The organism is Alteromonas mediterranea DE, assembly GCF_000020585.3.
Taxonomy (GTDB): Bacteria; Pseudomonadota; Gammaproteobacteria; order Enterobacterales; family Alteromonadaceae; genus Alteromonas; species Alteromonas mediterranea.
Window position 1 is genome coordinate 4276164 of sequence record NC_011138.3, and the last position, 23004, is coordinate 4299167.

At 45.1% G+C, this 23004-nt stretch carries 26 protein-coding genes; 15 read left to right on the forward strand and 11 right to left on the reverse strand.

What is annotated here, in order from left to right:
• Positions 1-72: 72 nt before the first annotated feature.
• The 3 genes from MADE_RS18935 to MADE_RS18945 all read left to right on the forward strand — a co-directional run bounded on the left by MADE_RS18935 (position 73) and on the right by MADE_RS18945 (position 2685).
• A complete protein-coding gene (locus MADE_RS18935) occupies positions 73-663 on the forward strand; it encodes a sigma-70 family RNA polymerase sigma factor (RefSeq protein ID WP_012520072.1) in 591 nt (196 codons plus the stop codon).
• Positions 656-1762 carry a FecR family protein gene (locus MADE_RS18940; RefSeq protein WP_012520073.1) on the forward strand — a complete coding sequence of 369 codons (1107 nt, stop codon included), beginning with the start codon at positions 656-658 and terminating at the stop codon, positions 1760-1762. The genes MADE_RS18935 and MADE_RS18940 overlap by 8 nt, the downstream gene beginning before the upstream one ends.
• Before the next feature lie 176 nt (positions 1763-1938).
• The gene (locus MADE_RS18945; RefSeq protein ID WP_012520074.1) at positions 1939-2685 is read left to right on the forward strand and encodes a hypothetical protein; all 747 of its coding nucleotides are present in this window, start codon (positions 1939-1941) and stop codon (positions 2683-2685) included.
• 108 nt (positions 2686-2793) lie between these two features.
• Here MADE_RS18945 and ppiC read toward each other — a convergent pair whose 3' ends face one another.
• The 7 genes from ppiC to MADE_RS18980 form a co-directional block, all read right to left on the reverse strand.
• Positions 2794-3075: a peptidylprolyl isomerase PpiC gene (gene ppiC, locus MADE_RS18950; protein WP_012520075.1), complete on the reverse strand. Its 282-nt coding sequence runs from the start codon at positions 3073-3075 to the stop codon at positions 2794-2796.
• Positions 3076-3158: 83 nt separating this feature from the next.
• Positions 3159-4055 (reverse strand): heme o synthase, encoded by an 897-nt coding sequence (gene cyoE / locus MADE_RS18955; protein ID WP_012520076.1) that lies wholly within the window; start codon positions 4053-4055, stop codon positions 3159-3161.
• 197 nt (positions 4056-4252) lie between these two features.
• Positions 4253-4624 carry a cytochrome o ubiquinol oxidase subunit IV gene (cyoD, locus tag MADE_RS18960; protein WP_012520077.1) on the reverse strand — a complete coding sequence of 124 codons (372 nt, stop codon included), beginning with the start codon at positions 4622-4624 and terminating at the stop codon, positions 4253-4255.
• Positions 4624-5241 carry a cytochrome o ubiquinol oxidase subunit III gene (gene cyoC / locus MADE_RS18965; protein ID WP_014977735.1) on the reverse strand — a complete coding sequence of 206 codons (618 nt, stop codon included), beginning with the start codon at positions 5239-5241 and terminating at the stop codon, positions 4624-4626. Before cyoC ends, cyoD begins: the two co-directional genes overlap by 1 nt.
• Entirely contained in the window at positions 5238-7226 is a 1989-nt protein-coding gene (cyoB, locus tag MADE_RS18970; RefSeq protein WP_012520079.1) for a cytochrome o ubiquinol oxidase subunit I, read from the reverse strand. The genes cyoC and cyoB overlap by 4 nt, the downstream gene beginning before the upstream one ends.
• Positions 7227-7228: 2 nt before the next feature.
• On the reverse strand, positions 7229-8170 hold the full coding sequence (gene cyoA, locus MADE_RS18975; RefSeq protein WP_012520080.1) for a ubiquinol oxidase subunit II: 942 nt from the start codon (positions 8168-8170) through the stop codon (positions 7229-7231).
• A gap of 149 nt (positions 8171-8319) precedes the next feature.
• The gene (locus tag MADE_RS18980) at positions 8320-8727 is read right to left on the reverse strand and encodes a hypothetical protein (RefSeq protein WP_012520081.1); all 408 of its coding nucleotides are present in this window, start codon (positions 8725-8727) and stop codon (positions 8320-8322) included.
• A gap of 495 nt (positions 8728-9222) precedes the next feature.
• Here MADE_RS18980 and vapB point away from each other — a divergent pair, with 495 nt between their 5' ends.
• Genes vapB through MADE_RS18995 form a run of 3 tightly spaced genes read left to right on the forward strand, consistent with a single transcriptional unit; the run spans position 9223 to position 10226 of the window.
• Entirely contained in the window at positions 9223-9462 is a 240-nt protein-coding gene (gene vapB, locus MADE_RS18985; protein WP_012520082.1) for a type II toxin-antitoxin system VapB family antitoxin, read from the forward strand.
• A complete protein-coding gene (gene vapC / locus MADE_RS18990) occupies positions 9455-9856 on the forward strand; it encodes a type II toxin-antitoxin system tRNA(fMet)-specific endonuclease VapC (protein ID WP_012520083.1) in 402 nt (133 codons plus the stop codon). Before vapB ends, vapC begins: the two co-directional genes overlap by 8 nt.
• Position 9857: 1 nt before the next feature.
• A complete protein-coding gene (locus tag MADE_RS18995) occupies positions 9858-10226 on the forward strand; it encodes a site-specific integrase (RefSeq protein WP_012520084.1) in 369 nt (122 codons plus the stop codon).
• 249 nt (positions 10227-10475) lie between these two features.
• On the opposite strand, the gene MADE_RS19000 is transcribed toward MADE_RS18995, so the two are convergent.
• Complete coding sequence (locus MADE_RS19000) at positions 10476-11285, reverse strand: DUF2971 domain-containing protein (RefSeq protein WP_012520085.1); 810 nt, start codon at positions 11283-11285, stop codon at positions 10476-10478.
• 402 nt (positions 11286-11687) lie between these two features.
• Between MADE_RS19000 and MADE_RS19005 the strand changes: the two genes are divergently transcribed.
• Positions 11688-12416 carry a DUF4136 domain-containing protein gene (locus MADE_RS19005; RefSeq protein WP_012520086.1) on the forward strand — a complete coding sequence of 243 codons (729 nt, stop codon included), beginning with the start codon at positions 11688-11690 and terminating at the stop codon, positions 12414-12416.
• Positions 12417-12796: 380 nt separating this feature from the next.
• Here MADE_RS19005 and groL read toward each other — a convergent pair whose 3' ends face one another.
• The 3 genes from groL to MADE_RS19020 all read right to left on the reverse strand — a co-directional run bounded on the left by groL (position 12797) and on the right by MADE_RS19020 (position 15595).
• Positions 12797-14437 (reverse strand): chaperonin GroEL, encoded by a 1641-nt coding sequence (gene groL, locus MADE_RS19010; protein WP_012520087.1) that lies wholly within the window; start codon positions 14435-14437, stop codon positions 12797-12799.
• Between the two features lie 40 nt (positions 14438-14477).
• Positions 14478-14768 carry a co-chaperone GroES gene (locus tag MADE_RS19015; RefSeq protein WP_012520088.1) on the reverse strand — a complete coding sequence of 97 codons (291 nt, stop codon included), beginning with the start codon at positions 14766-14768 and terminating at the stop codon, positions 14478-14480.
• A 290-nt stretch (positions 14769-15058) separates the two neighbouring features.
• Positions 15059-15595 (reverse strand): FxsA family protein, encoded by a 537-nt coding sequence (locus MADE_RS19020; protein ID WP_012520089.1) that lies wholly within the window; start codon positions 15593-15595, stop codon positions 15059-15061.
• Between the two features lie 213 nt (positions 15596-15808).
• On the opposite strand from MADE_RS19020, the gene cutA reads away from it, so the two are divergent.
• The 8 genes from cutA to MADE_RS19060 all read left to right on the forward strand — a co-directional run bounded on the left by cutA (position 15809) and on the right by MADE_RS19060 (position 22896).
• Positions 15809-16123, forward strand: a complete 315-nt coding sequence (cutA, locus tag MADE_RS19025) for a divalent-cation tolerance protein CutA (RefSeq protein ID WP_012520090.1) — start codon at positions 15809-15811, stop codon at positions 16121-16123.
• Positions 16124-16161: 38 nt separating this feature from the next.
• Positions 16162-18042 carry a protein-disulfide reductase DsbD gene (locus MADE_RS19030; protein ID WP_012520091.1) on the forward strand — a complete coding sequence of 627 codons (1881 nt, stop codon included), beginning with the start codon at positions 16162-16164 and terminating at the stop codon, positions 18040-18042.
• Complete coding sequence (locus tag MADE_RS19035; protein WP_012520092.1) at positions 18026-18925, forward strand: M23 family metallopeptidase; 900 nt, start codon at positions 18026-18028, stop codon at positions 18923-18925. Before MADE_RS19030 ends, MADE_RS19035 begins: the two co-directional genes overlap by 17 nt.
• A 218-nt stretch (positions 18926-19143) precedes the next feature.
• Complete coding sequence (aroQ, locus tag MADE_RS19040; protein ID WP_012520093.1) at positions 19144-19584, forward strand: type II 3-dehydroquinate dehydratase; 441 nt, start codon at positions 19144-19146, stop codon at positions 19582-19584.
• A 14-nt stretch (positions 19585-19598) separates the two neighbouring features.
• Positions 19599-20060 carry an acetyl-CoA carboxylase biotin carboxyl carrier protein gene (accB, locus tag MADE_RS19045; protein ID WP_012520094.1) on the forward strand — a complete coding sequence of 154 codons (462 nt, stop codon included), beginning with the start codon at positions 19599-19601 and terminating at the stop codon, positions 20058-20060.
• 14 nt (positions 20061-20074) lie between these two features.
• Positions 20075-21418, forward strand: coding sequence for an acetyl-CoA carboxylase biotin carboxylase subunit (gene accC / locus MADE_RS19050; protein ID WP_012520095.1), 1344 nt, complete (start codon positions 20075-20077; stop codon positions 21416-21418).
• A gap of 26 nt (positions 21419-21444) precedes the next feature.
• A complete protein-coding gene (locus MADE_RS19055; RefSeq protein WP_012520096.1) occupies positions 21445-21732 on the forward strand; it encodes a hypothetical protein in 288 nt (95 codons plus the stop codon).
• Between the two features lie 225 nt (positions 21733-21957).
• On the forward strand, positions 21958-22896 hold the full coding sequence (locus tag MADE_RS19060; protein WP_012520097.1) for a hypothetical protein: 939 nt from the start codon (positions 21958-21960) through the stop codon (positions 22894-22896).
• The last annotated feature ends 108 nt before the right edge of the window (positions 22897-23004 follow it).

Consider the following 23004-nt stretch of genomic DNA (forward strand, 5'->3'; position numbering starts at 1 on the left):
TAATGTCGAAAATACTGGGGGATAATAGTGTGGCTGTCGTCTTATTAAGTAACAACGATAAAAAATAACAATATGCCCATAGAAACAGCCATACATAATGCCTATATGTCGGCGCGCGGCTCGATGGCCAAAATGCTATCGCGTCTTGTGCCGCCTAAAGAAGTCGACGACATACTGCAGGATACGTATGTTCGCTTGTGTCAGGCGAAATCTACTGAGCATATTAAAGAGCCCAAGTCGTTTTTGTTTAAAACCGCAAAAAACTTGGCCTACGATTATTTAAAGCGAGCTGACACGCGCATGGTCGACGACAGCGTAGAGGTTGCGGCAGCGTTGGAAAATGCAATTAGCGGTGTTGAAGATGAGACGTTTCACAACAACGCTACCCAGCAAGAGTTTAAGCTGTTTTGTGACGCAGTGCGCGCCCTACCCAAACAATGCAGGCGCGCATTTGTATTGAAAAAAGTGTATGGCTACTCTCTTAAAGAGATTGCCCAGGAATTAGAGATAAGCGAAAAAACCGTGGAAAAGCATATTGCTGAAGGGATAAAAAGATGCACCTTATTTATGCGACGACAAACAACGTCGTATACACGGCCGAACGCTTATCAAAATGGTGGGCAACACAGCTCGGCGGATGTAAAGAGAGACGCCCATGAATAGTTCTAAAAACGAAACTAAAACCGACAAATCAGACACCCAAAGCAACGTTGTTCAATTTAACAGCGATGAACGTGTGCTTGATGTTGCTAGCGAATGGCTTGTGAAGCTAGACGAGGGACTTGATAACGAGGAAATGCAAGCGCTAAAAACATGGCTTGCAACGCCATTGCATCGAGACACTTTCCTAGAGATGGTAGCGTTATGGGACAAAATGTCTGTGCTTAGCGAATTGGCTGATATCGTACCTCATACTCCTGAGCCTAACGCCAAACACAAAACAAACAGCACCGTGGCTTGGAAGCGCCCGCTGGCCATTGCTGCCTCGATTTTAATGGTCGGGCTGTTAAGTTATCAGGGGCTAAATTTATTCTCGCCGTCTAACCAAACCGAACCTGTTGCACAAATGGCAAGCTACTCGTTACAAGCTTCGACCAAACCGGGCGAGCACAAGAGTATTAGCTTAGAAGACGGCAGTACACTTTGGCTAAATACCAATTCACAAGTGAATATTGCCTTTACCGATACCTCGCGGATTATTCAGCTTGTTAAAGGTGAGCTTCATATCAACGTAGCAAAAGACAAGTCTCGCCCGCTCAATGTACTTGCGGCAGGTAAAGCCATTCAAGCCGTTGGAACCGCATTTAACGTGCAGTATCATCGCGGCGACCTTGAGCTTGTAGTAACCGAAGGGGTAGTTGAAGTCGCCAGCTACACACTGAACAAAGCCAATGGCGAAAGCATTGTTAACCCTATTATTAAGCCGCAGGCACGTCCATTGACGTTAGTTCAAGGTGAAAAATCGCTTTTATCTTTGCCTAACAGCACCGTTGAGACCGTGTCAGATAAAGATATCGCGAATGATTTAAGCTGGCGTGAAGGCAAGATTGTATTTCGCGGCGAGCCATTAATTGACGTGATTGAAGAAGTAAGCCGATATACGGATAAAACGGTTGTTTTAGGTGATGCTGCGCTTGCTAACATGCAAGTAGCAGGGCTATTCAACACCAATGATGTAGACGCGCTTATTGCCGCCCTTGCCGACAATTTACAGATATCTACAGACTACTCTAGCGACACTATTGTTCTTCGCCCCCGTTAACGGTGGGTTTGGCTCATAAGTTCTTACTTGGCATTATTGAGCTACAAACTAAACACAAAGCGCGTTCTAAAGCTTAACTCGCGCTTTTACCCACTCCCCCTTACAATGACGCCTTATATCAGTCTGCATGCATTGGTATGATAGATAAATGCATCAAACAATAAGGCGTCTTTGATATGCAAATAGGCAGTACTTTAACGGCAATTAAGCAGCTCACTTCCAGGCTACTATTTCTGGCAACCTGCGTGGTGCTATCTAATACAGCTTTCGCCATTGAAGCTGGCCAATATTATTATTTCATTTCTGACAAGTGCGTGGCTAAAGGCCCTCAAACGCCCGAAGAGCGAGGCGCCGTAACCCCAGATGTTATGCTATTTGAAGTGGTACCTGCGGGGATCAGCGACTATTACGTAAACATGAATACGAGCGCACTGATTCACTATACAGAGGAAGGGCAAGCGCACCTTTCTTCAATGGAAGCAGAGCAGGCCTATACTGCTGGTAAAGCACCTTCGAAAGACAGCCCTAGAAAAGATGGCAATGCCATCCAGCACGACTTCATGCTGCAGCGCGAAGCAATAGATTTAAAAACCCTGATAAACACGTTAAATGGTTTTTCCCAGCTGCAGTCTGATAAAGGCTACTTTTTTAAGAAAATCGTAGGCCTTTCTAACCCCGACGCTAAATTTAAAGCCATTACCCGGGTTCGCTTAAGCGATATGGGTTACGACAATCGCATGATGCTAACAAGCTACTCCAGCGACTACTTTATGCTGGATGAACAAGGTAAGGCCTCTGACACAGCTTTTATTACGGTAGATCACGGCGCAGCGCTACGCAATTCACTGCACGACACCAACAGCCCGTACGCCATATTTACCAAAAATTCAGTATGCGGTGAAAAGTGGGAGCCGGGCAATTAACAAAGTAATTAGCAAAGACATACATTAAACGCTTGTTGAATGGATCGGGCTTACTTCGGCTCTAGCGGCTTTGGTTTTAAAAGGCTCTGGTTTTAAAAGGCTCTGGTTTTAATTACTACGATAAAGCGTTTTAATAAGGTGGTAGCCGAAACGGGTCTTCACCGGCCCGTGTACTTTGAGCACATCTTTTTTGAACACCACATCGTCGAAGGCTTTTACCATTTGGCCTCTACGGAATTCACCAAGATCGCCGCCACGCTTGCCCGACGGGCATTTAGAATGACGCTTTGCTAACGTCGCAAAATCCTTACCCTTTTTAAGCTGCTCTAAAATAGAAAGCGCTTCTTTCTCTGTTTTAACCAAAATGTGAAGTGCGGATGCCGTTGCCATGGTGCTGCCTATTTGCATGTAATGAATAGCTGGAAATTATAAACGAGAGCATCGCTATCCGTAAGCGTAAAGCGCTTATAAAACTACAAAGCTACCGCAAATAAACTATCAACTGTGGTGTGATAGTCCAGTGACATAGCGATGGATAACAGCGTTATATTTACAATGGAGAAACCAAAAACACGTTTTGCCCAGCCTTCTACGTTGATGTCGGGTCTGTATCCGCGCAGCGCCATCAACAGCCACCAAAGGCTTGTTGCGAAAGCTACTGTTAAAAAGCCAATACCTGTATAACCGTTAAGTGGAAGCAGCATTACTACTAAAGCAAATAACGCAATATGAAGGACGATATGGCGTTTTGCTTTCGCAATACCTTGCGATACAGGCAATACTGGAATTCCAGCCGCCTTATAGTCGTTATATCTAAAGATAGCGATGGCATAAGAATGGGGCATTTGCCAAATGCTGAACATACCCAGCAAAATAGCCGCAGCCATATCAAACTGACCGCTCGCGGCGCAATAACCGACTACGGGCGGAACGGCCCCCGACAAACTGCCAACGAAGGTGCCATACACCGAGTTTCGCTTCATATACAGGCTGTAAACACCCACATAAATAACGTAGCCAAAAACAGCAAAAAATACGGCAGTAAGGTTGGTGTAAAGCGCTAACAAGCCAAACCCTGCAATACCCAGCACAGCACCATGCAACATCGCAGTAAGCAATGGCAACTCGCCTGTTACCGTAACCCGGTTGGCCGTGCGCTGCATTTTGCCGTCGATATCTCGGTCAATGCAGTTATTAATGACACAACCTGAAGCCACCACCAGCGATAAACCGATGAGCGTTACGAGCAGCAGCCAGTAATCTATATCGCCACGGGACGCTAATAAGAAACCGCCCGTTACCGAAATAGCATTGCCCATAATAATGCCGGGTTTGGTGACCGACAGGTAACGTTTATAAGTAAAGGTCATGGGTAAAATCCAAATTTAGAACGCGCCCATTTAGACGCGTATCAAGGTGTACTGAGAAGCCCCAATGTTGCCCTCAAAATAGGTTGCACCAATAGAAGGACGAAACATGAGGGCTTAACGTACTGACCGCGATGAATTAATCACATTGAAAAGCCTGACATGATCGTCAGGCTAGACCACGCATATACAGAGATTTGCTAATACATCATCATGGCGTTTGATTCGTAGATGATCCAAACGGATAACCCAACCACCATGAAAATAATAAGCGCACTGAACAAGAATGAAAACGTATTGGCTCTGCCTTCTTCAGTAACAAAGTTAAGGTGCAAAAAGTATTTAAGGTGCACCCAAATTTGAACCAAGCCCAAAGTTACCACGCTCCAAATCGTGGTAACTTTAGATAGGTCGCCATTCATCACTAGAGTGAACGGAATAGCGGTAAGTACTACAGATAGAATGAAGCCAATAATATAAGACTTCACATCGCCATGTGCGTCATCACTATTGTGGGTCGATGAAGCGTGACCGTCAGTATTTGAAGCTAATTTTGCATCGTGTAACGCCATTACATTGCCCCCATTAAATACACTACGGTAAATACACATATCCATACGATATCGAGGAAGTGCCAAAACAAGCTTAAGCAGCTAAGTCGGGTAACGGTTTGCTCACCAAGGCCTCGGCGGGTCACTTCAATAAACATAATTGTCATCCAAATAAGGCCTGCTGTAACGTGCAACCCGTGCAGCCCTACTAGCGAGAAAAACGCCGTTAGAAACGCACTTTGCTGCGGTCCGTTGCCATGCTCGATAAGGTGATGGAATTCATATACTTCCATACCGATAAAACACGCTCCCAGTGCCCATGTTACCGCCAGCCAAGCAAGGGCGCCTGACTTGTTTTGTCGGTGAGCACATATCATGGCAAAGCCAAAGGTAATACTGCTTAAAAGCAGAGCGGCGGTTTCAACTGCAACAAAGTTGAGCTCGAAAATATCTTTGCCAGACACACCGCCCGCCGTATTCATAAACAGCACGGCATAGGTGGCAAAGAAAGAAGCAAACAACAAACAGTCGGTCATTAAATACAACCAGAAACCAAACACGGTGTTGTTTTCATGATGTTCTTCGTGTGCGTGTTCATGCGGCATTGATGCGGCGCTTGATGTTGCAATAGTACTCATGAGCGACCTCCCACTGTATTGGCACTTAAGTGCGTAGCTTCAACTCGTTCAACTTCATCTACCTGCACGTAGTAATCAACATCCGAGGTATAGCAACGCTTAATAAATACTCCTATTCCTGCCACTAAACCGACAACAGCAAGCCACCAAATATGCCAGATAAGCGCAAAGCCCATTAGGGTAAAGCTCATGCTCATGAAAACTCCGGCTGAAGTATTTTTTGGCATATGAATAGGTGTGTATTTTTCAGGGCGTTGATACGACTCGCCGCGCTCCTTCATATCCGTCCATGCATCAATGTCTTTGATGTGAGGAATCTTGGCAAAATTGTAAAATTGAGGCGGTGACGCCGTTGACCACTCTAGCGTGTGACCATTCCACGGATCGCCCGTTGTATCGTTAAGCTTCTCTTTGTTTTTGAAGCTTACAAACAGCTGAAGTAGCTGGAAGAAAATACCAATTGCTATAACAAACGCACCAAATGCAGCAATGTATAACCAGATATTCCAGTCAGGATTGTCAGTGTGATTTAAGCGGCGTGTCATACCCAAAAAGCCAAGCACATATAGGGGCATGAACGCCAAAAGGAAACCAATTTGCCAGCACCAAAAGGCTGCTTTTCCGGTTTTTTCGTCAAGCTTAAAGCCCATGGCTTTCGGGAACCAAAAAGCAAAGCCAGCCAGATAGCCAAATACCGCACCACCAATAATGGTGTTGTGAAAGTGCGCAATGAGAAACAGGCTATTATGAAGTACGTAGTCAGCACCTGGAATGGCAAGTAACACCCCTGTCATGCCGCCGATGGTGAAGGTCACCATAAAGCCTAACGTCCACAGTACAGGCACACTCAAAATTAAGCGACCGCGATACATGGTGAATAGCCAGTTAAACAGTTTCACGCCCGTGGGTACGGCAATAACCATGGTCATAATGCCGAAGAAGGCATTCACATTGGCGCTCGACCCCATGGTAAAGAAGTGGTGCAGCCAAACAATAAAACCAAGAATGGCAATGGCGCCCGATGCATACACCATCGACTTGTAGCCAAACAAACGCTTAGCGGTAAACGTTGAAATAACTTCTGAGAAAATACCAAATGCAGGCAGTACCAGAATATAAACTTCAGGGTGTCCCCATGCCCAAAACAGGTTGATATACATCATAGAGTTACCACCGGCTTCGTTAGTGAAGAAGTGAAAATCCATATAGCGGTCTAGCGTTAGCATGGCCAACACAGCGGTAAGAATAGGGAACGACGCGGCGATAAGAATATTCGCCCAGGTACAGGTCCAGGTGAAAATAGGCATTTGCATGAGTTTCATGCCAGGCGCACGCATTTTAAACACGGTAACTAAGAAGTTTACGGCGGTTAGCAGCGTACCGAGCCCGGATATCTGCAGGGCCCATATGTAATAGTCGACGCCAACCCCGGGACTAAACTCCAACCCGGCTAGCGGCGGATAAGCAACCCACCCTGTTTTTGCGAATTCACCTAACCCTAAAGACACATTCACTAGAATTGCGCCACCTGCGGTTAGCCAAAAACTCAAATTATTTAAAAAAGGAAACGCCACATCACGGGCACCAATTTGCAGCGGCAGAATGATGTTCATTAAGCCAATCATAAACGGCATCGCCATGAAGATGATCATGATAACGCCATGGGCGGTGAAGATTTGGTCGTAGTGCTCGGGAGGTAGATAGCCGGGCGCACCATTGGTTGCCATTGCAAGCTGAGTACGCATCATAATAGCGTCGGCAAAGCCGCGCAGCAGCATGATCATAGCCAGCACAATGTACATAATACCAAGACGCTTGTGGTCGACAGACGTGATCCAGTCAAACCACAGGGTTCCCCACTGTTTGTGTTTGGTGATAAGCATGGCTATAACCACACCAAGCAGTGCCACTACGGCAAGTGTCACCATTATAATAGGCTCGTGATAGGGCACGGCCTCTATAGATAATTTACCTAAAAAAGACATGATTATTGTGCATCCTCTTGATGATGACGGTGTTGCATTTGAGGCATTGTGTGGTGTTCGCCGGTAGCGGCATTTTCTGGCTTGCTATAAAAGTCCATAGAGCCGTGATCTTTCATGTACTTCATCACGATGTCGTGAAAAAGGCCTTCACTAACGTTGCTGTAGTAAGTCACCGGGTTGTTTTCACTTTGCTTGGCAAGCTGCTCATAAGAAGCGGGCGTTAACGCTGTTTGTGCCTGCTTAACGCTTGCAACCCAATCGTTAAAGTCGCCCTCGGTAGGCGTGGCGATAGCGTTGAATTTCATTCCCGTAAAGCCTGCGCCACTGTAGTTTGACGAAATGCCCTTATAAGTACCTGGCTTGTTAGCAATAAGGTGAAGCTTAGTTTCCATTCCCGCCATAGAATAAATCTGACTTCCTAACTGAGGAATGAAAAACGAATTCATAGTGCTTTCGGAAGTGATTTTAAACGCCACAGGCTTATTAGCCGGAAACACCAGTTCATTGACGGTAGCAATGCCTTGCTCAGGGTAAATAAACAGCCACTTCCAATTGAGCGACACTACTTCAACAGTAAGGTGTTCTCCTTTGCCTTCTAGTGGTGAATAAGGGTCGAGTGCGTGAGTAGAACGCCATGTGATCACGCTCAACGAAATAACAATTAAGATAGGAATTGACCATACAACAGCTTCTATCTTTGTAGAGTGTGCCCACTTCGGGGTGTAAATTTCAAAGTCGCGACTAGCGCGATACTTCCATGCGAAATAAAGCGTTAGAACAATAACGGGAACAACAACAATCAGCATCAGGATGGTACAAAGAATAATAAGGTTCTTCTCATCCATGCCCACTTGCCCTTTGGGGTCAAGCACGCCACCGCTGCAACCGGCTAACGTAAGCCCAGCACCAGCAACAATCAAAGTAAAAAGGTTACGAATAGACAAAACAAGTTCCTATAACCCACAAGTTAAACGGCGATGACTGAGCAGTTCCGAAAGGAACTACGGGTTTACAGCATCGGAAAACGCACCAGAAGTGGCGTTATTACGCTTTAAGCGCAGCACTCATGGTGTTTGAAAAAAATCGGAGACGTTTAACTGAAAAGAGGGGGCGCTCGGCTGCCAACCGTTTGAACGAAAGGCTGAGGAAATGTAGGGCAAAGGTAAGGAATAGGTCGGCGCTGTTTTGTTATTTGCGCCTTTGCTATAGCCGTGGCTTTAACCAATAAACCGACTAATACCAACGCGATAGTGGGAACGATAAATTGTGAGAGCGTGTGATCAGCAAGTGCAATGAAAAAAGGCTCGAAAACCAAGCTTTCATTAAATGCACTAACAAACTCTGTAGCGTCGGCCATGGTACCACTAATCACTAGTGCAACATTCAACAACAGCACCATATTAGCTAACCACAGCATAGCGCCTACACCACTGGTGTAGTTTATTGCGGGTCTAATCGAAGAATTCAGTTCGTCTAAAAAAACGAAAGAACGTGGCGCCATAGTGGGTAGTATGCCTTATAAAAAATGCACTAGTTACCTACTTCAAAGATGAAGCAGGTGGGGCAGGTTAAAGGCAATTGTTATTGAGTACAAGTCGCTCGTTGATTACTCTCAAGCTATTCTCTTTGCATTTAAATGAAAATTTTCCATTTATTTAACATGTGAGGATTACTCTTCCAAATTATGCAGTCTGCTTTACTTACGCTGTACCTTTTGTTTTTAGGCATTTCATGATCGTTGAACGTGAAACTTGCTTCTTCTTGAAAGAAAGTAATGTAAATTTTTCGTTTATATAAACTAAGCAAAACATAGAACGCTGGAAAGTTTATGATGCGTTAAGCTTCCGATAAATACGATGAAACACAAGGTTTTTCTAGTTGGCTATAGGCATTTTCTCAATACGCCAAAGCACGTATAACATCGCTTGGTATATGCCTTTGCCATATACCAACTTTGTGTATGTAGAATGCTATATACCAATTAGGGGGTGTAAAAATGACGACAGCTAGAATTTTTATGAACAACCGCTCTCAAGCAGTTAGGATGCCCGCAGAAGCACGGTTTGAAGAATCTGTTAAAGTAGTTAACGTTCGAGTTGTAGGTAAGGATAGAGTATTAAGCCCTATAGAAAATACTTGGGATAGCTTTTTTGATTCAAGCAATTCAGTAACAGATGATTTTATGAACGAAAGGGCGAGCCAAGAACAAACTACTCGAGAAAGTTTTGATGATTAAGTACCTACTGGACACCAAAATTTGTATTTATGTAATCAAGAATCGTCCTTTGGAAGTTTTATCGAAATTCAATGATTCAGCGGGCAGAATGGCTATCTCGTCAATTACATTAGCTGAACTATTGCATGGATGTGAGAAAAGCCAAAAAGTTGAACATAATACCAGGCAGGTAGAAGATTTTTGTTCCAGGCTTGAAGTTCTTGAGTATGGCAACAATGCGGCACAACATTATGGTTCAATTAGAGCTAATTTGGAAAAGTCCGGCCAGATGATTGGTGTAAATGACCTACATATCGCGGGGCATGCGCGTAGCTTAGGGTTGACCGTTGTTACTGACAACGAACGAGAGCTTCATCGGATTGAAGGACTACGTGTAGAAAATTGGATATCTTAGTTTGAGCAACTGTCTAGTAAAGTCTGGTCGATTCAATCTGCCTTTACCTGATGCAATAGGAGAAAGGCTGTTAGCCCATATCGAGAACAAGGAAGATGACGACTTTGTTATTGGCATTGGAAGTAAGACAGCTAGCCGAACGTTCTTAAACTTTAAGGTAAAGCATGTGACTGACAACAAGCTTAAAGGCTTTCACTCTTTCAAGCATATGTACATAACAGCAATGGAGCGAGCAGGTATCGAGGAGAATATCACTGCTCAAATAGTTGGTCACGAGCGAGGAAAAACGATGTCTTATGGTTACTACTCGAAAGGACATGAGTTGAGGAGATTAAAGGAGGCTGTAGACAAAGGTACAGCGCTAATGTGAACTAGGGCATTACTGAAGACATCGCTACGGAACTAGCAGGCCACAAGCAGTTGTCCTTGACGTATAACTTGTACAGTAAGTATAAGAACAAGAACGAACTGTGGCAGTATGTCGAGAGGATTCACGAGGCTGACTGCTTGATTGCCCCGTCAAGAGAAGTAACATGATTGTTGAAGGGTAAGTGCTACAAATTAATCATTAAAACTAATGTATTGGGGCTGCTCAGGTTTCTCGTGACGTCAAAAACCGCTATTCCTTAACATATCCAGTTAAGTCACTTCTTTGTATTTTTCCATGTGTAGTGTAGCGGCTAACCAATTCTTCAATTTTTGCTACGTCTTCGCCTGTGCAAGTCGGGCCGATAGTGACTTCTACATGGTTTAAAGCGTCACCCAAGGGTGAGTCGAAATATGTTATAGGGCTATTTTTCTTTTTTTGCAAGTGCTCGTAAGTGTGTTGATAAATGGGAAAGGGATTACCAGTGCGCTTCCATGCGTCCAAGACATTCGGATTGGATGGAACAATGAAGTAAATGTACCTAAACTCCTCCTGATGCTTCCATGTACTACTCTTGTTTACTGCAAGGTCATAGTAATTAAAAAGTATTCCTCCCTTCTCGTCCTGCATCACAGGGCGAATATGCTCATCTGGCTTCTTGTAATACTTCACTGCCTGTCCGAATAAGTCTTTATGGTAAGGAGTGTTTATGATAATCCACTTCTCATTATATATTTGCTCAATAGGTAACGGGCTTATAATTTCGCCTTTTACAAAATGATTGAGTTCTCGCCGCGATTCTAGTGTGAACTCAGCGAAAGGGTGTTTTGGTAATCCAATTCGGACTCCATTGTAACCAGCATATGACTGCCACATTGCTTGAGATTCATCGGTCAGCGTGCTCCAACTGCTAACAAATAGGTACTGTGACCAATGCTTTCGAGATACCAGTTCCACCTCTTGTGCATCGTCTAGTTTGTCCAGCCTGGTAAACCGTAAAGTTCGGTTTTTCAAAATACATGCTAAGGATTGAATGTCTGTGTAGTGGTGAATTAATTCCATTTCGACCTTTGACGTTGTCAGCTTTACTCAAAGGTTATCATACAAGAGCTTTTTGACTGCAAAAACTTGAGAGGCTAAATCAAAAGTGAGAAATCCCCAATCCCCCCATTACGGGGTGTCTCCACTCGCCGCTGCACCATAAGGCTTATCTTTAAGTAAACCTTTCAGCAGGAACACGCGTTACCCATGCGTCCACCAAAGTAAGAGGTTCTGACAGTAACGAAATCTACCGTCAACAACTTTCATTTAGAAGTTTGTGACAGTGTCAGATCGAATATGTTAGATAGTGACAGGTAGATAATTATTCTTTAAATGTAAAACCACATAACATACGTTTTGCAGTATCTGATTAAAGGATGCTAGTCTAATTTAGATTGAAAAACACACTACAAGGATGTAACCATGCGTTTAGTATTACTCTTATCGGTTTTGTTTATTCAGGCTTGTGTCGTCAAAGTTGGTGACCACACTCCACGAGTTAACACTTCTGTTAGTAGCCTAGCCTCAGAAGATTCTTCTACTTTCAAAAGTTTCATCTTAATACCAAGTTCCAATAGTGTTTCAATTAACGACCTTCAGTTCAAAGAGTATTCAAGCTACGTCAAAAAGTTACTCCAGAAGAATGGTTATAAGAATTCTCAAGAGAAAGAGAATCCAGACTTAATTATCTTTGTGGGGTATGGAATAGGTGAGCCAGAACAGAGCCAGTATACTTACAGTATGCCCATCTTTGGTACAACCCCAACTGGTGTATACACTATTAATGCAACTTCAACTCATAACGGTGGGACTACACAATTAAATGGGACTTTGACTCAACAAAGAGCCTTGGCTGTCACTGGTTATTCTACACATACTAACACCAGAACTAACTACACTCGTCACCTTGAACTATATGCGGTAAACCTTTCTGAATATCAACTAACTGGCGAAGTATTACCCGTTTGGCAGTCTACTGTTGTTAGTCGAGGAAGCAATGGAGATCTTAGATACGTGTTCCCTTACCTTGTAGCTGCTCTGGATGGTTTCGTTGGAATCGATAGTGGCACTTCTGTCGACGTAACTGTTAGACAGGACAGTTTGGTTAAACGCTATGTTCAAGGTTTAGAGTCAATAATGCCTTCTGACTAAGGTTGAGTTGCGGTGAAAAAGTGAGCAAAAAGTAAACTACGTTTTTTTTGAGAATCACGGAACGCCGCAATCGCATAAGAAGGGTATTACCTCGCCCCCTCCCCCCTGTACCCCACGAGAGATCCTGAGAAGCTCGATGAGAAGACTTTGAGAGTCACTGAGCCATAGGCATACCCGACCCATTACGAGATCGTAGAGACGCTTACAGAGCTTATTTTATAGAGTGAAATTTAAGGGTAGCTAATGAGGAGCTGATGGAATATTGTAAAAGGAGATTAAGGAAATGGTGTGAAACTAACCGTGATACAAAACGTACCACAGTTAGTCTCAGAAGGCTTGTAAGCCCTTGATTTATAAGGGCCTAAAAAGCGGGGCGATTCTTACATCATGCCGCCCATTCCGCCCATGCCGCCCATATCAGGCATTGCTGGCGCAGCTTCGTCTTTAGGTAGTTCAGCTACCATTGCTTCAGTAGTGATCATTAGTGAAGCAATTGATGATGCGAACTGTAGTGCAGAGCGCGTTACTTTAGTTGGGTCAAGAATACCCATCTCTAGCATGTCGCCGTAAGTGTCGTTACCAGCGTTGTAACCGTAGTTACCGTCGCCGTTCTTCACTTCGTTAACCACTACTGATGCTTCTGCACCTGAATTGATAGAGATTTGACGTAGAGGCGCTTCCATTGCACGTAGCGCAAGCTTAACACCTACTGTTTGGTCTTCGTTGTCGCCAGTTAGCTCAGAAAGCTTCGCCGCTGCGCGTACTAGTGCAACACCACCACCAGGTACCACACCTTCTTCAACCGCTGCGCGAGTTGCATGTAGTGCATCTTCTACGCGGTCTTTCTTCTCTTTCATTTCAACTTCAGTCGCTGCACCAACTTTAATTACTGCAACACCGCCTGAAAGCTTAGCAAGACGTTCTTGAAGCTTCTCTTTGTCGTAGTCAGACGAAGACTCTTCAATTTGACCTTTGATTTGTGCACAACGGCCTTCAATTGCTTCTTGGTCGCCGTTACCGTCAACAACAGTGGTGTTGTCTTTGTTGATAACTACGCGCTTAGCAGTACCAAGGTCTTCTAGTTGAACTTTTTCAAGCTCAAGACCAATCTCTTCAGAGATTACAGTACCGCCAGTTAGAATAGCGATGTCTTGAAGCATTGCTTTACGACGGTCACCAAAACCAGGAGCTTTAACCGCTGCAACTTTAACAATACCACGCATGTTGTTAACTACTAGTGTAGCAAGCGCTTCGCCTTCAACATCTTCAGCGATGATCATTAGCGGCTTACCCGCTTTCGCTACGCCTTCAAGGGTAGGCAGTAGTTCGCGGATGTTAGAAATTTTCTTGTCAACCAATAGGATGAACGGGTTGTCTAGTTCAACGGTGCCGTTTTCTTGGTTGTTGATGAAGTATGGCGATAGGTAACCGCGGTCGAACTGCATACCTTCAACAACGTCTAGTTCGTTTTGAAGTGCTTGACCTTCTTCTACGGTGATAACACCTTCTTTACCCACTTTTTCCATTGCTTGAGCAATGATGTCGCCAACTTCTGCGTCAGAGTTTGCAGAGATAGTACCTACCTGTGCGATAGACTTGCTGTCTGCACAGTCAGTAGAAAGGGCTTTAAGCTCTTCAACAGCCGCGATAACCGCTTTGTCGATACCGCGCTTAAGGTCCATTGGGTTCATACCCGCCGCAACGCTCTTAAGGCCTTCAGTTACGATAGCTTGCGCTAGAACGGTTGCAGTAGTTGTACCGTCACCCGCTTCGTCGTTCGCTTTAGACGCGACTTCTTTTACCATCTGCGCGCCCATGTTTTCGAACTTGTCTTCAAGCTCGATTTCTTTCGCTACAGACACACCATCTTTAGTGATAGTTGGTGCACCGAAAGACTTGTCTAGAACAACGTTACGGCCTTTTGGACCTAGTGTTACTTTAACTGCATTAGCTAGTGTGTTTACGCCTTTTAGCATTTTGCTGCGAGCGTCATCACCAAAACGTACTTCTTTAGCTGCCATGATTAAATTCCTCTAAAATTCGTTTTAACGTTAGTTGTAATTACTCAACAATCGCTAGAATGTCGCTTTCGCTTAGGATAAGTACTTCTTCACCATCCAGCTTTTCTGTTTTAACGCCGTAACCGTCGTTGAAAATAACGGTGTCGCCAACTTTAACGTCTAGCGCTTTAACTTCGCCGTTCTCAAGAATGCGACCGTTACCTACTGCGATTACTTCGCCGCGTGTAGATTTTTCTGCTGCAGAACCAGTCAGAACGATACCGCCTGCAGATTTGCTTTCTTGCTCTGCGCGCTTAAGGATTACGCGGTCGTGTAAAGGACGAATTGCCATTTTCAAGTCTCCTGAAAATTCCACTATTCAAAGTTGTGTGATTACCAACACTCAGACTGCCTGAATGTTGTGTGCCTGGGTTGCTCATTGCTGAGCAGTTAAAATCGTTTCTGCACGGATAGATGGGGTAGTACCCTGATAACTTCAAGGGTTTTTAAACAAAAAAATGTAAAAAAATTGATTTTTTCACTAAATACTTATTTTTCTTAAACAAGTAAACGCCGTTTATCGTGGTAAACGACGCTAATAACGTGAGTAAAAAAGGGAAGTTGAGAAAAGCGGTGGACGCGTTATTTTAAACGCTTATCTCGGTCGTTAGTGGTATTGTCTGTGTACTCCCCCTCAATGACATCATCACCTTGTTGGTGCGATTGAGGGCCGTTGCCGAATGGACTCTGTCCAAAAGGGGATTCCCCCTGATTGAAGCCTGCGCCATTAGGGCCCATACCCGGCCCCATGCCCGGAGCCACGACGCGCATCTTCATATGCTTACTCACTTGTGCGGCGAAGAAGTGGCGAGACCCCGGCATAGCTAATAAGAAACCGAAAATGTCGGTAATAAAGCCCGGCGTAACCAAAAGAACCCCAGCCACAACCAACATTAAACCTTCTACTAACTCTTTTCCTGGCACTTCATTTCGCTGCATTTTTTCTTGCGCGGTTTGCAGCGTACTCACGCCTTCGCGTTTAACAAAATAAGCACCAATAAACGCCGATAGAATAACTAAACCCACCGTATTCCAGCCACCAATAATGCTACCTACATTGATCAATAGCGCTATTTCTAAAATAGGCAGTATGGCAAACAGTAAAAATAAAACCCGCAAAACGCTTCCTCTTTCATGTATTCATAACCTGTTATAGGGTCTTTGTACGTAATAACAAGAAAAGGTGCCCACCCTTTCGCTTAATTAGCCACTTAAAGCGACCGATAACGAGCGTGGTATACTGAGTCGTGAAAGAATAAGGCCCGTATTAAGGTCTAATAAATCGCCGTATACGCCATACCGAGGCTTGCGGAAAATCGCTAGGATTAGCCAATGACAATTAAACTTGTGTTGTGTACCACACCCGATGAAAAGTCAGCGCAAGACATTGCTACTGCACTTGTAAAGAGTAAGCTTGCGGCATGTGTGAACATAATTAAAGGCATTCAGTCTGTTTACGAATGGCAGGGCAAGGTAGAAGTTGATGCGGAATGCCAGCTGTTAATTAAAACCAATACCCAAAACGTATTGCAGGCATTTGAAAAAGTGAGTGAAATACACCCTTATGACGTGCCTGAATGGTTGGAGCTAAATGCAGAAGCAAGCAGCGCATATGGCCAATGGTTGCAAACGACACTACAACAATAATGCTTGAATAAAACACGATAAAAATGAGCTGTAACTTTATGACTACCCTTACTCAATTTTCAAGTAAATCGGCACCACTTTGGCGCCGGTTTATTGCACTGATAGTGTCGGTGTTGTGTTTATCACAACTGCTTAGTGCACCTGCCTTCGCTCAGATGCCTAGCGCCTTTGACGACCCTTTTGTAGATGAACCACAATTTTTAGACGTCGATCAGGCCTTTGTTTTCGATTTTAATCAGCAAAGAGACACACTTACCCTCACTTTTGATATCGCCGACGGTTATTACCTATACCTTAAGCAGTTTAAGTTCGTTTCAAAACAAGCAGAGATAGGCGACCCGACTTTTCCTCGCGGCGTCATGATTGAAGATGAATTTTTTGGCGAGTCTGAAGTATTTTACGACAGGGTATCTATCACTTTGCCTATCAGCTATGCCAATAGTGATGGCGTAGTAAAAGTTCGCTATCAGGGCTGCGCCGATGCGGGCCTTTGTTATCCGCCCACCATTAAAGTGGTGTACTTAAACGAGATGGGAAGTAACGCAGCAACAACGCAACCGGCAGGTGACGAGAACAACGCCGCTTCATCCCTACAAAGTGAACAGTTTAATTTAGCGCAAAAGCTTATCGATAAAGATAACCTGCCCCTTACCCTCGCCCTCTTTTTTGCCTTAGGCGTGGGCTTGGCGTTTACTCCTTGCGTGTTCCCTATGTATCCCATTGTGTCGGGCATTGTGATTGGTCAGGGTAAACCAAAAACCGCGTCCCATTCATTTTGGCTAACCTTTGTTTATGTGCAGGGTATGGCAATAACGTATTCGCTGTTGGGGTTGGTGGTCGCCGTAGCAGGCGCGCAGTTTCAGGCCGCACTGCAACATCCCGCAATATTGGGTGTGTTTATAGTGCTCTTCGTGGCCCTCGCCATCGCCTTATTTGGTGGTTTCGACATTCAGCTTCCTGCGAAGTATCAAGAAAAACTCACTCACATGAGTAACAGCCAAACGCCTGGCAGTTTCGCAGGCGTGTTTGTTATGGGTGTGCTGTCGGGCCTTATTGCTTCGCCCTGCACTACCGCCCCGCTTACCGGCATATTGTTATTCATTGCGCAAACTGGCGATATGACGCTGGGCTTCATTTCCCTTTACTTACTGAGTATTGGCATGGGCGTACCGCTTATTTTGTTTGGCATGACAGGGGGTAAGCTTTTACCAAAAGCCGGTAATTGGATGAATGTAGTTAAGGTCACATTCGGCTTTATGATGCTTGCTGTGGCTATTGTGTTTATTGAGCGCTTATACACCAGCCCATACACGGCATTTTTGTGGGCGCTACTTGGCTTTGGTTTATTCGGCTATTACTGGGTTATTAATCGCGCTTCGCCAAACTCGTTAATAAAACTTGCCCGCGCGGTTATTGTGGCCATGGGTATTATGGGCAGCGCCGGGCTTACCTATCAGGCGGGTATCAATACTGGTCTTTGGGGCGAGCACGCTGAGATAGTCCACTCGAGCCACCCAGAGTTTGTTGTGGCAAGAGATTTGACTGATTTACGCCATAAAATAGCGGCAGCCAACGGGGAAGGAAAAACCGTGATGGTCGACTTGTACGCCGACTGGTGTGTGGCGTGTAAAGAGTTTGAGAAATACACCTTCCCAGACGAAAAAGTGGTTACAGCGCTTAGCAATACGGTATGGATGCAAATGGATCTTACCGACAACACCCCTGAGCGGCAGGAGATTTTTGATACTTTTAACGTGCTCGGCCTTCCCACTATTTTATTTTTCGACGCAAACGGCGATGAACTGACTAAAGCCCGGGTGACAGGTTTTATGAAAGCAGATGCTTTTGCCCGTCACGTAAACGAATGGCTTAACGATGCCCCCGTAACTCGTGACAGCAAGCATGAGCCCGGTAACTAGGTTGTCATCACACAGTGCTTGCCATCCGGCCTTTATTGTTAGCGATAAGGGCCGCCTTAAAGCGAGCTTCTTATTTTTAGCCTTTTTGTGTGTTTCACTTTTACTGCCTTCGCCCACTTTCGCTGAAACAGAGGTGAAAACGTCGGGGTGCTTTGATAAGGCTCGGTTCTGCTTTGAACTTACCCCTTCGTCCGGTTCACTTTATTTAGTCTCAGTAAAACGAAAAATTGCGATGCCCGTCGCGCTTACTTTGTATTCAGATAAGCTGTTTCAAATTCCATCTAGCTTAGAAGCCCTTAAGCCCAAGGCTCACGTAAATGCATTTTTAAATACGGATGATGCGGTGCCTTTAGGTGTGGTAAAAAAAGCGAACGCTTTCTGGCACACTATGCGCGTTAAGTGGACGGCAGGGCAAATTGATGCCCAGCATGACCGCGATTATGCTTATTACTCCCCTTTACAGCCAGCGAGCGCATACCGCATTGTTCAAGGCTTTAACGGCAGCTTCAGTCATTCGGGAGCATCGCGGTATGCATTAGATTTTGCCGCGCCCGTGGGTACGCCTATTTTGGCCGCGCGAGCCGGAGTGGTAATAGATACCAAAGACGATGGCACGAAGGGTGGGCCGCACAGTCGATTAGCTAAACACGCCAACTATGTCGCCATTTTGCATAGCGATGGCACTACGGGTGAGTATTACCACCTCAAGCACGAAGGCGTCGTGGTAGAACGAGGGCAAACCGTACAGCAAGGCCAGTTGATTGGCTATACGGGAAATACGGGCTTCTCTTCTTTGCCTCACCTTCACTTTGGTATTTATGTAGCCAAATTCCACGGTAAATACGTCAGTGTTCCCTTTTCACTCACCGACATCTCTCAATAAGGCAGCATGCTGCGCTTTCAGGCCAAATCCGCACACAAACTTTGCGGCGAAAACACCTGATTAGACCAGTATTTTGCTGCGAAATCTTTATCTATCACTATAATCAGCAGTTAATCTAATAAACGAGCAAATAAATTGGCTTTTTTTCGTGCAACTGTCATAAAAGTTTGTTGAAATGGCAATAACAATGACATTTTCCCGAAGATAGCAGCAAACTAATGAATATTTTGTTATTAAACGGCCCTAACCTAAACATGTTAGGCCAAAGAGAACCCGACAAATACGGCACACAGACCCTGCAAGACATCGTGGATGATTTGCAGGCGCAAGCTGAGTCGAGCAACGTGACGTTAACGCATTTTCAGTCTAACGCGGAACACGCGCTGATCGAACGTGTGCACGCCGCTATGGGTTCTGTCGACGCCATTATCATTAATCCTGCTGCCTTCACGCACACCAGTGTCGCCCTTCGCGACGCGTTGTTAAGTGTCAATATCCCGTTTATTGAAGTGCATTTGTCGAACGTTCACGCCCGTGAGCCGTTTCGTCACCATTCCTATTTTTCTGATGTTGCAGCCGGCGTCATTGTTGGCCTTGGTGCCATGGGTTACTCGCTCGCGCTAACTGCAGCAATCAATTTAACGAAATCGCAAAAATAACGCAGAGACAGAACATGGATATTAGAAAGATTAAAAAACTCATCGAGCTAGTTGAAGAATCTGGCATTGCCGAGCTAGAGATCACAGAAGGCGAAGAGTCTGTACGCATCCACCGTGGTCCTACTGGTGTTCAGGCACCTATGAATTACAGCTTTGCTGCCCCTGCTGCACCACAAATGGCGCCAGCTGCGGCTGCAACTACCGCGTCAGAAGCGCCCGCTGCCGAGCCTGCTCAGCCAGATGGTCACGTAGTTAAGTCTCCAATGGTAGGTACATTCTACCGTGCGTCTTCTCCTACGGCTAAACCGTTCGCAGAAGTAGGCCAGCAAGTAAAAGTTGGCGATACGCTGTGTATCGTTGAAGCAATGAAGATGATGAACCAAATTGAAGCAGATAAAGCAGGTGTGGTTAAGGCAATCTTGGTTGAAAACCAAGACCCTGTAGAATTCGACCAACCTATGTTCATCATTGAATAAGCGAGTGCTTAACTATGCTAGATAAAGTACTTATAGCTAACCGTGGCGAGATTGCCCTACGTATTTTGAGAGCCTGTAAAGAACTAGGCATCAAAACCGTAGCCGTGCACTCTACGGCGGATAAAAACTTGAAGCACGTGTTGCTAGCTGATGAATCAATTTGTATTGGTAAAGCATCGGCAACCGAAAGCTACCTTAATATTCCTCGCATTATTGCGGCGGCCGAGGTCACAAATTCAATCGCTATTCACCCTGGTTACGGTTTCCTAGCGGAAAACGCAGACTTCGCTGAAGCGGTGGAAAAGAGCGGCTTTATTTTCATTGGCCCTAAAGCTGAAACTATTAACCTTATGGGCGACAAGGTTTCTGCTATCAACGCCATGAAAAAAGCTGGCGTACCTTGTGTACCTGGCTCAGACGGCCCGCTAACAGACGACGCCGAGCGCAACAGAGCCATTGCAAAGCGCATTGGTTACCCAATCATCGTTAAAGCCGCTGGCGGCGGCGGTGGTCGTGGTATGCGCGTAGTTCGCAGCGAAAGTGAACTTGTAAAGGCCATTGAGACCACGCAAGCGGAAGCTGGCGCAGCCTTTGGTAACGCAACGGTTTACATGGAAAAGTTCCTTGAAAACCCGCGTCACGTAGAAATTCAGGTACTAGCCGATGGACAAGGTAACGCCATTCACCTAGGTGAGCGTGACTGTTCAATGCAGCGTCGTCACCAGAAAGTGGTTGAAGAAGCACCGGCACCGGGTATTTCTGAGCAAATGCGTGCAAAAATAGGCGATCGCTGCCGTCGAGCCTGTATCGAAATTGGTTATCGCGGCGCAGGTACTTTCGAGTTCCTATACGAAAACGGCGAGTTTTATTTCATTGAAATGAATACCCGTATTCAGGTAGAACACCCAGTATCTGAAATGATCACTGGCGTTGACCTTATTAAAGAGCAGCTTCGCATTGCCGCAGGTCAGCCACTGTCAATTGATCAGTCGCAAATTCAAATTCGTGGCCACGCTATTGAATGTCGAATTAACGCAGAAGACCCACAAACCTTTATTCCTAGCCCTGGTCCTATCGATATGTTCCATGCGCCGGGTGGTTTAGGTATTCGCTGGGAGTCGCATATTTACGCGGGCTATCACGTACCGCCTTACTACGATTCAATGATTGGTAAGCTTATCACTTATGGTGAAAGCCGCGACGAAGCGATTGCTCGTATGCGCCACGCCCTTGAAGAGATTGTGGTTGAAGGTATTAAAACGAATATCCCGCTTCAGCGCGCCATTATGGCCGATGAAAACTTCTTCGCAGGTGGAACCAACATCCACTACCTAGAGAAGAAGTTAGGCTTAGCCTAATCCCCCTTTGGGCTACACGGTGTTTTTTGTGTAGCCCAATTTTCTCCCTTTCATACCCCTATTCGCTATTCGCTATTCGCTATTCGCTATTCGCTATTCGCTATTCGCTATTCGCTATTCGCTATTCGCTATTCGCTATTCGCTATTCGCTATTCGCTATTCGCTATTCGCTATTCGCTATTCGCTATTCGCTATTCGCTATTCGCTATTCGCTATTCGCTATTCGCTATTCGCTATTCGCTATTCGCTATTCGCTATTCGCTATTCGCTATTCAGCGTGTTCTATTTTTCCGATTAGCACAATCAAATTTTAACGATTTTACTATTTAATATACCGCTTTATACTGCATACAAGTTTTAAGACATCTCCCTAAGTTCAATCTTTTTGTGTGTTTACCCTTATTGGAGTCCCACTCCACTTGTGCCGGCATCCCTGCCGGCTTTTTTTTGCAATTTTTGCGTTAAACGACGTTGCGTATGCACTAATTAATTAGATTTAATGTATAAACCAATTAATTACGTTGTTTAGGGCTAGGCAGATGCGACCCCCTTTCTTATTTGTTTTACTGCTCATCACTATTACTGGTACCAAAGCGTTTGGAGAACAAATAGCGCCCACCTTCTCACAGAAACTCGATATTCAGGTACGCTACGACAATCGCTCCAACCGCCCTAGCCGCGAACAATATCGACTGCGCTATTACCCGTCTATTGCGCTAAACGCTTCATGGTCTATCAATAGCTTTATCGTTACAGGTGAAGATTTTTCTTCTAGCCACAATACTTTTGGCAAAGAAAGTACGGGTTACTTTTACGCAAGGCGCCTTTACTTAAGGCACGAAACCCATTCTGGAAAAACCGAGCTAGGTGTTATTCCTACTTACAAAGGCAGGGTTTCTTCTACCGGCCTATCAAAAGACGGCTGGATAACTGGAGTTCGCCATGTAAAGCAGTTGAAAAACGACTCGGCCATAGAAGTGGTGTTGGGCCAATTAGCTAATGCACAAGCCAATGAGGCATTAAGTGTAGGCGGGGAAGATCAATACTTTGAAGTGGAATACTCGGCGAATATGGGGCAGCGCCATAGCTATGAAGCCAGTTTCGAACGCATGCTAGACGGCACGTTTGTTAGAGGAGAGTATCGCTTTCGTATCAACCAACAAGACACTGCATTTATAGAGTGGGTACAGCGCACCGATAAAGGTGCTGCAAAAATTGTGGTAGGCAAAAGTGGCGTGTTTAGCACGAACGTTCTCGATACAGCCTACCCCATTGAATACTTCGCCTATTACTCGTATATCAATAGAAATTTCGGGGCCCGAGCGGAACTTATCGAAGACTTTCTTGGTACCGGCCATGGCGGCTCACTTGAATTCAGCGGCTTAATTTTACAAAAGCATGAAGTAGAGTGGTTTGTAAGGGCCGATGTCGTAGATAGCATAAGCCGCTTACTTGCGGGCGTTAAAGTGGCGTTTTAAGCGCAATTTTCAACAAATAAAAAAGGCCCATCAAACGATGGGCCAAACAGCAAGAACGCGTACACACTTTAACAGTGCATAATAGATTACGGGTGGTCACTTCAAGGG

Bases quoted from the DNA above. Each gene is read 5' to 3' on its own strand.
- MADE_RS19035 (WP_012520092.1), top strand. From the start codon at position 18,026: ATGAGCCCGGTAACTAGGTTGTCATCACACAGTGCTTGCCATCCGGCC.
- cutA (WP_012520090.1), top strand. From the start codon at position 15,809: ATGACAATTAAACTTGTGTTGTGTACCACACCCGATGAAAAGTCAGCG.
- accC (WP_012520095.1), top strand. From the start codon at position 20,075: ATGCTAGATAAAGTACTTATAGCTAACCGTGGCGAGATTGCCCTACGT.
- cyoD (WP_012520077.1), bottom strand. From the start codon at position 4,624: ATGGCGTTACACGATGCAAAATTAGCTTCAAATACTGACGGTCACGCT.
- accB (WP_012520094.1), top strand. From the start codon at position 19,599: ATGGATATTAGAAAGATTAAAAAACTCATCGAGCTAGTTGAAGAATCT.
- vapC (WP_012520083.1), top strand. From the start codon at position 9,455: ATGATTAAGTACCTACTGGACACCAAAATTTGTATTTATGTAATCAAG.
- MADE_RS19060 (WP_012520097.1), top strand. From the start codon at position 21,958: ATGCGACCCCCTTTCTTATTTGTTTTACTGCTCATCACTATTACTGGT.
- vapB (WP_012520082.1), top strand. From the start codon at position 9,223: ATGACGACAGCTAGAATTTTTATGAACAACCGCTCTCAAGCAGTTAGG.
- MADE_RS19015 (WP_012520088.1), bottom strand. From the start codon at position 14,768: ATGGCAATTCGTCCTTTACACGACCGCGTAATCCTTAAGCGCGCAGAG.
- MADE_RS19030 (WP_012520091.1), top strand. From the start codon at position 16,162: ATGACTACCCTTACTCAATTTTCAAGTAAATCGGCACCACTTTGGCGC.
- groL (WP_012520087.1), bottom strand. From the start codon at position 14,437: ATGGCAGCTAAAGAAGTACGTTTTGGTGATGACGCTCGCAGCAAAATG.
- cyoE (WP_012520076.1), bottom strand. From the start codon at position 4,055: ATGACCTTTACTTATAAACGTTACCTGTCGGTCACCAAACCCGGCATT.
- MADE_RS18945 (WP_012520074.1), top strand. From the start codon at position 1,939: ATGCAAATAGGCAGTACTTTAACGGCAATTAAGCAGCTCACTTCCAGG.
- cyoC (WP_014977735.1), bottom strand. From the start codon at position 5,241: ATGAGTACTATTGCAACATCAAGCGCCGCATCAATGCCGCATGAACAC.
- MADE_RS19005 (WP_012520086.1), top strand. From the start codon at position 11,688: ATGCGTTTAGTATTACTCTTATCGGTTTTGTTTATTCAGGCTTGTGTC.
- MADE_RS19000 (WP_012520085.1), bottom strand. From the start codon at position 11,285: ATGGAATTAATTCACCACTACACAGACATTCAATCCTTAGCATGTATT.
- MADE_RS18940 (WP_012520073.1), top strand. From the start codon at position 656: ATGAATAGTTCTAAAAACGAAACTAAAACCGACAAATCAGACACCCAA.
- ppiC (WP_012520075.1), bottom strand. From the start codon at position 3,075: ATGGCAACGGCATCCGCACTTCACATTTTGGTTAAAACAGAGAAAGAA.
- cyoB (WP_012520079.1), bottom strand. From the start codon at position 7,226: ATGTCTTTTTTAGGTAAATTATCTATAGAGGCCGTGCCCTATCACGAG.
- MADE_RS18980 (WP_012520081.1), bottom strand. From the start codon at position 8,727: ATGGCGCCACGTTCTTTCGTTTTTTTAGACGAACTGAATTCTTCGATT.
- aroQ (WP_012520093.1), top strand. From the start codon at position 19,144: ATGAATATTTTGTTATTAAACGGCCCTAACCTAAACATGTTAGGCCAA.
- MADE_RS18935 (WP_012520072.1), top strand. From the start codon at position 73: ATGCCCATAGAAACAGCCATACATAATGCCTATATGTCGGCGCGCGGC.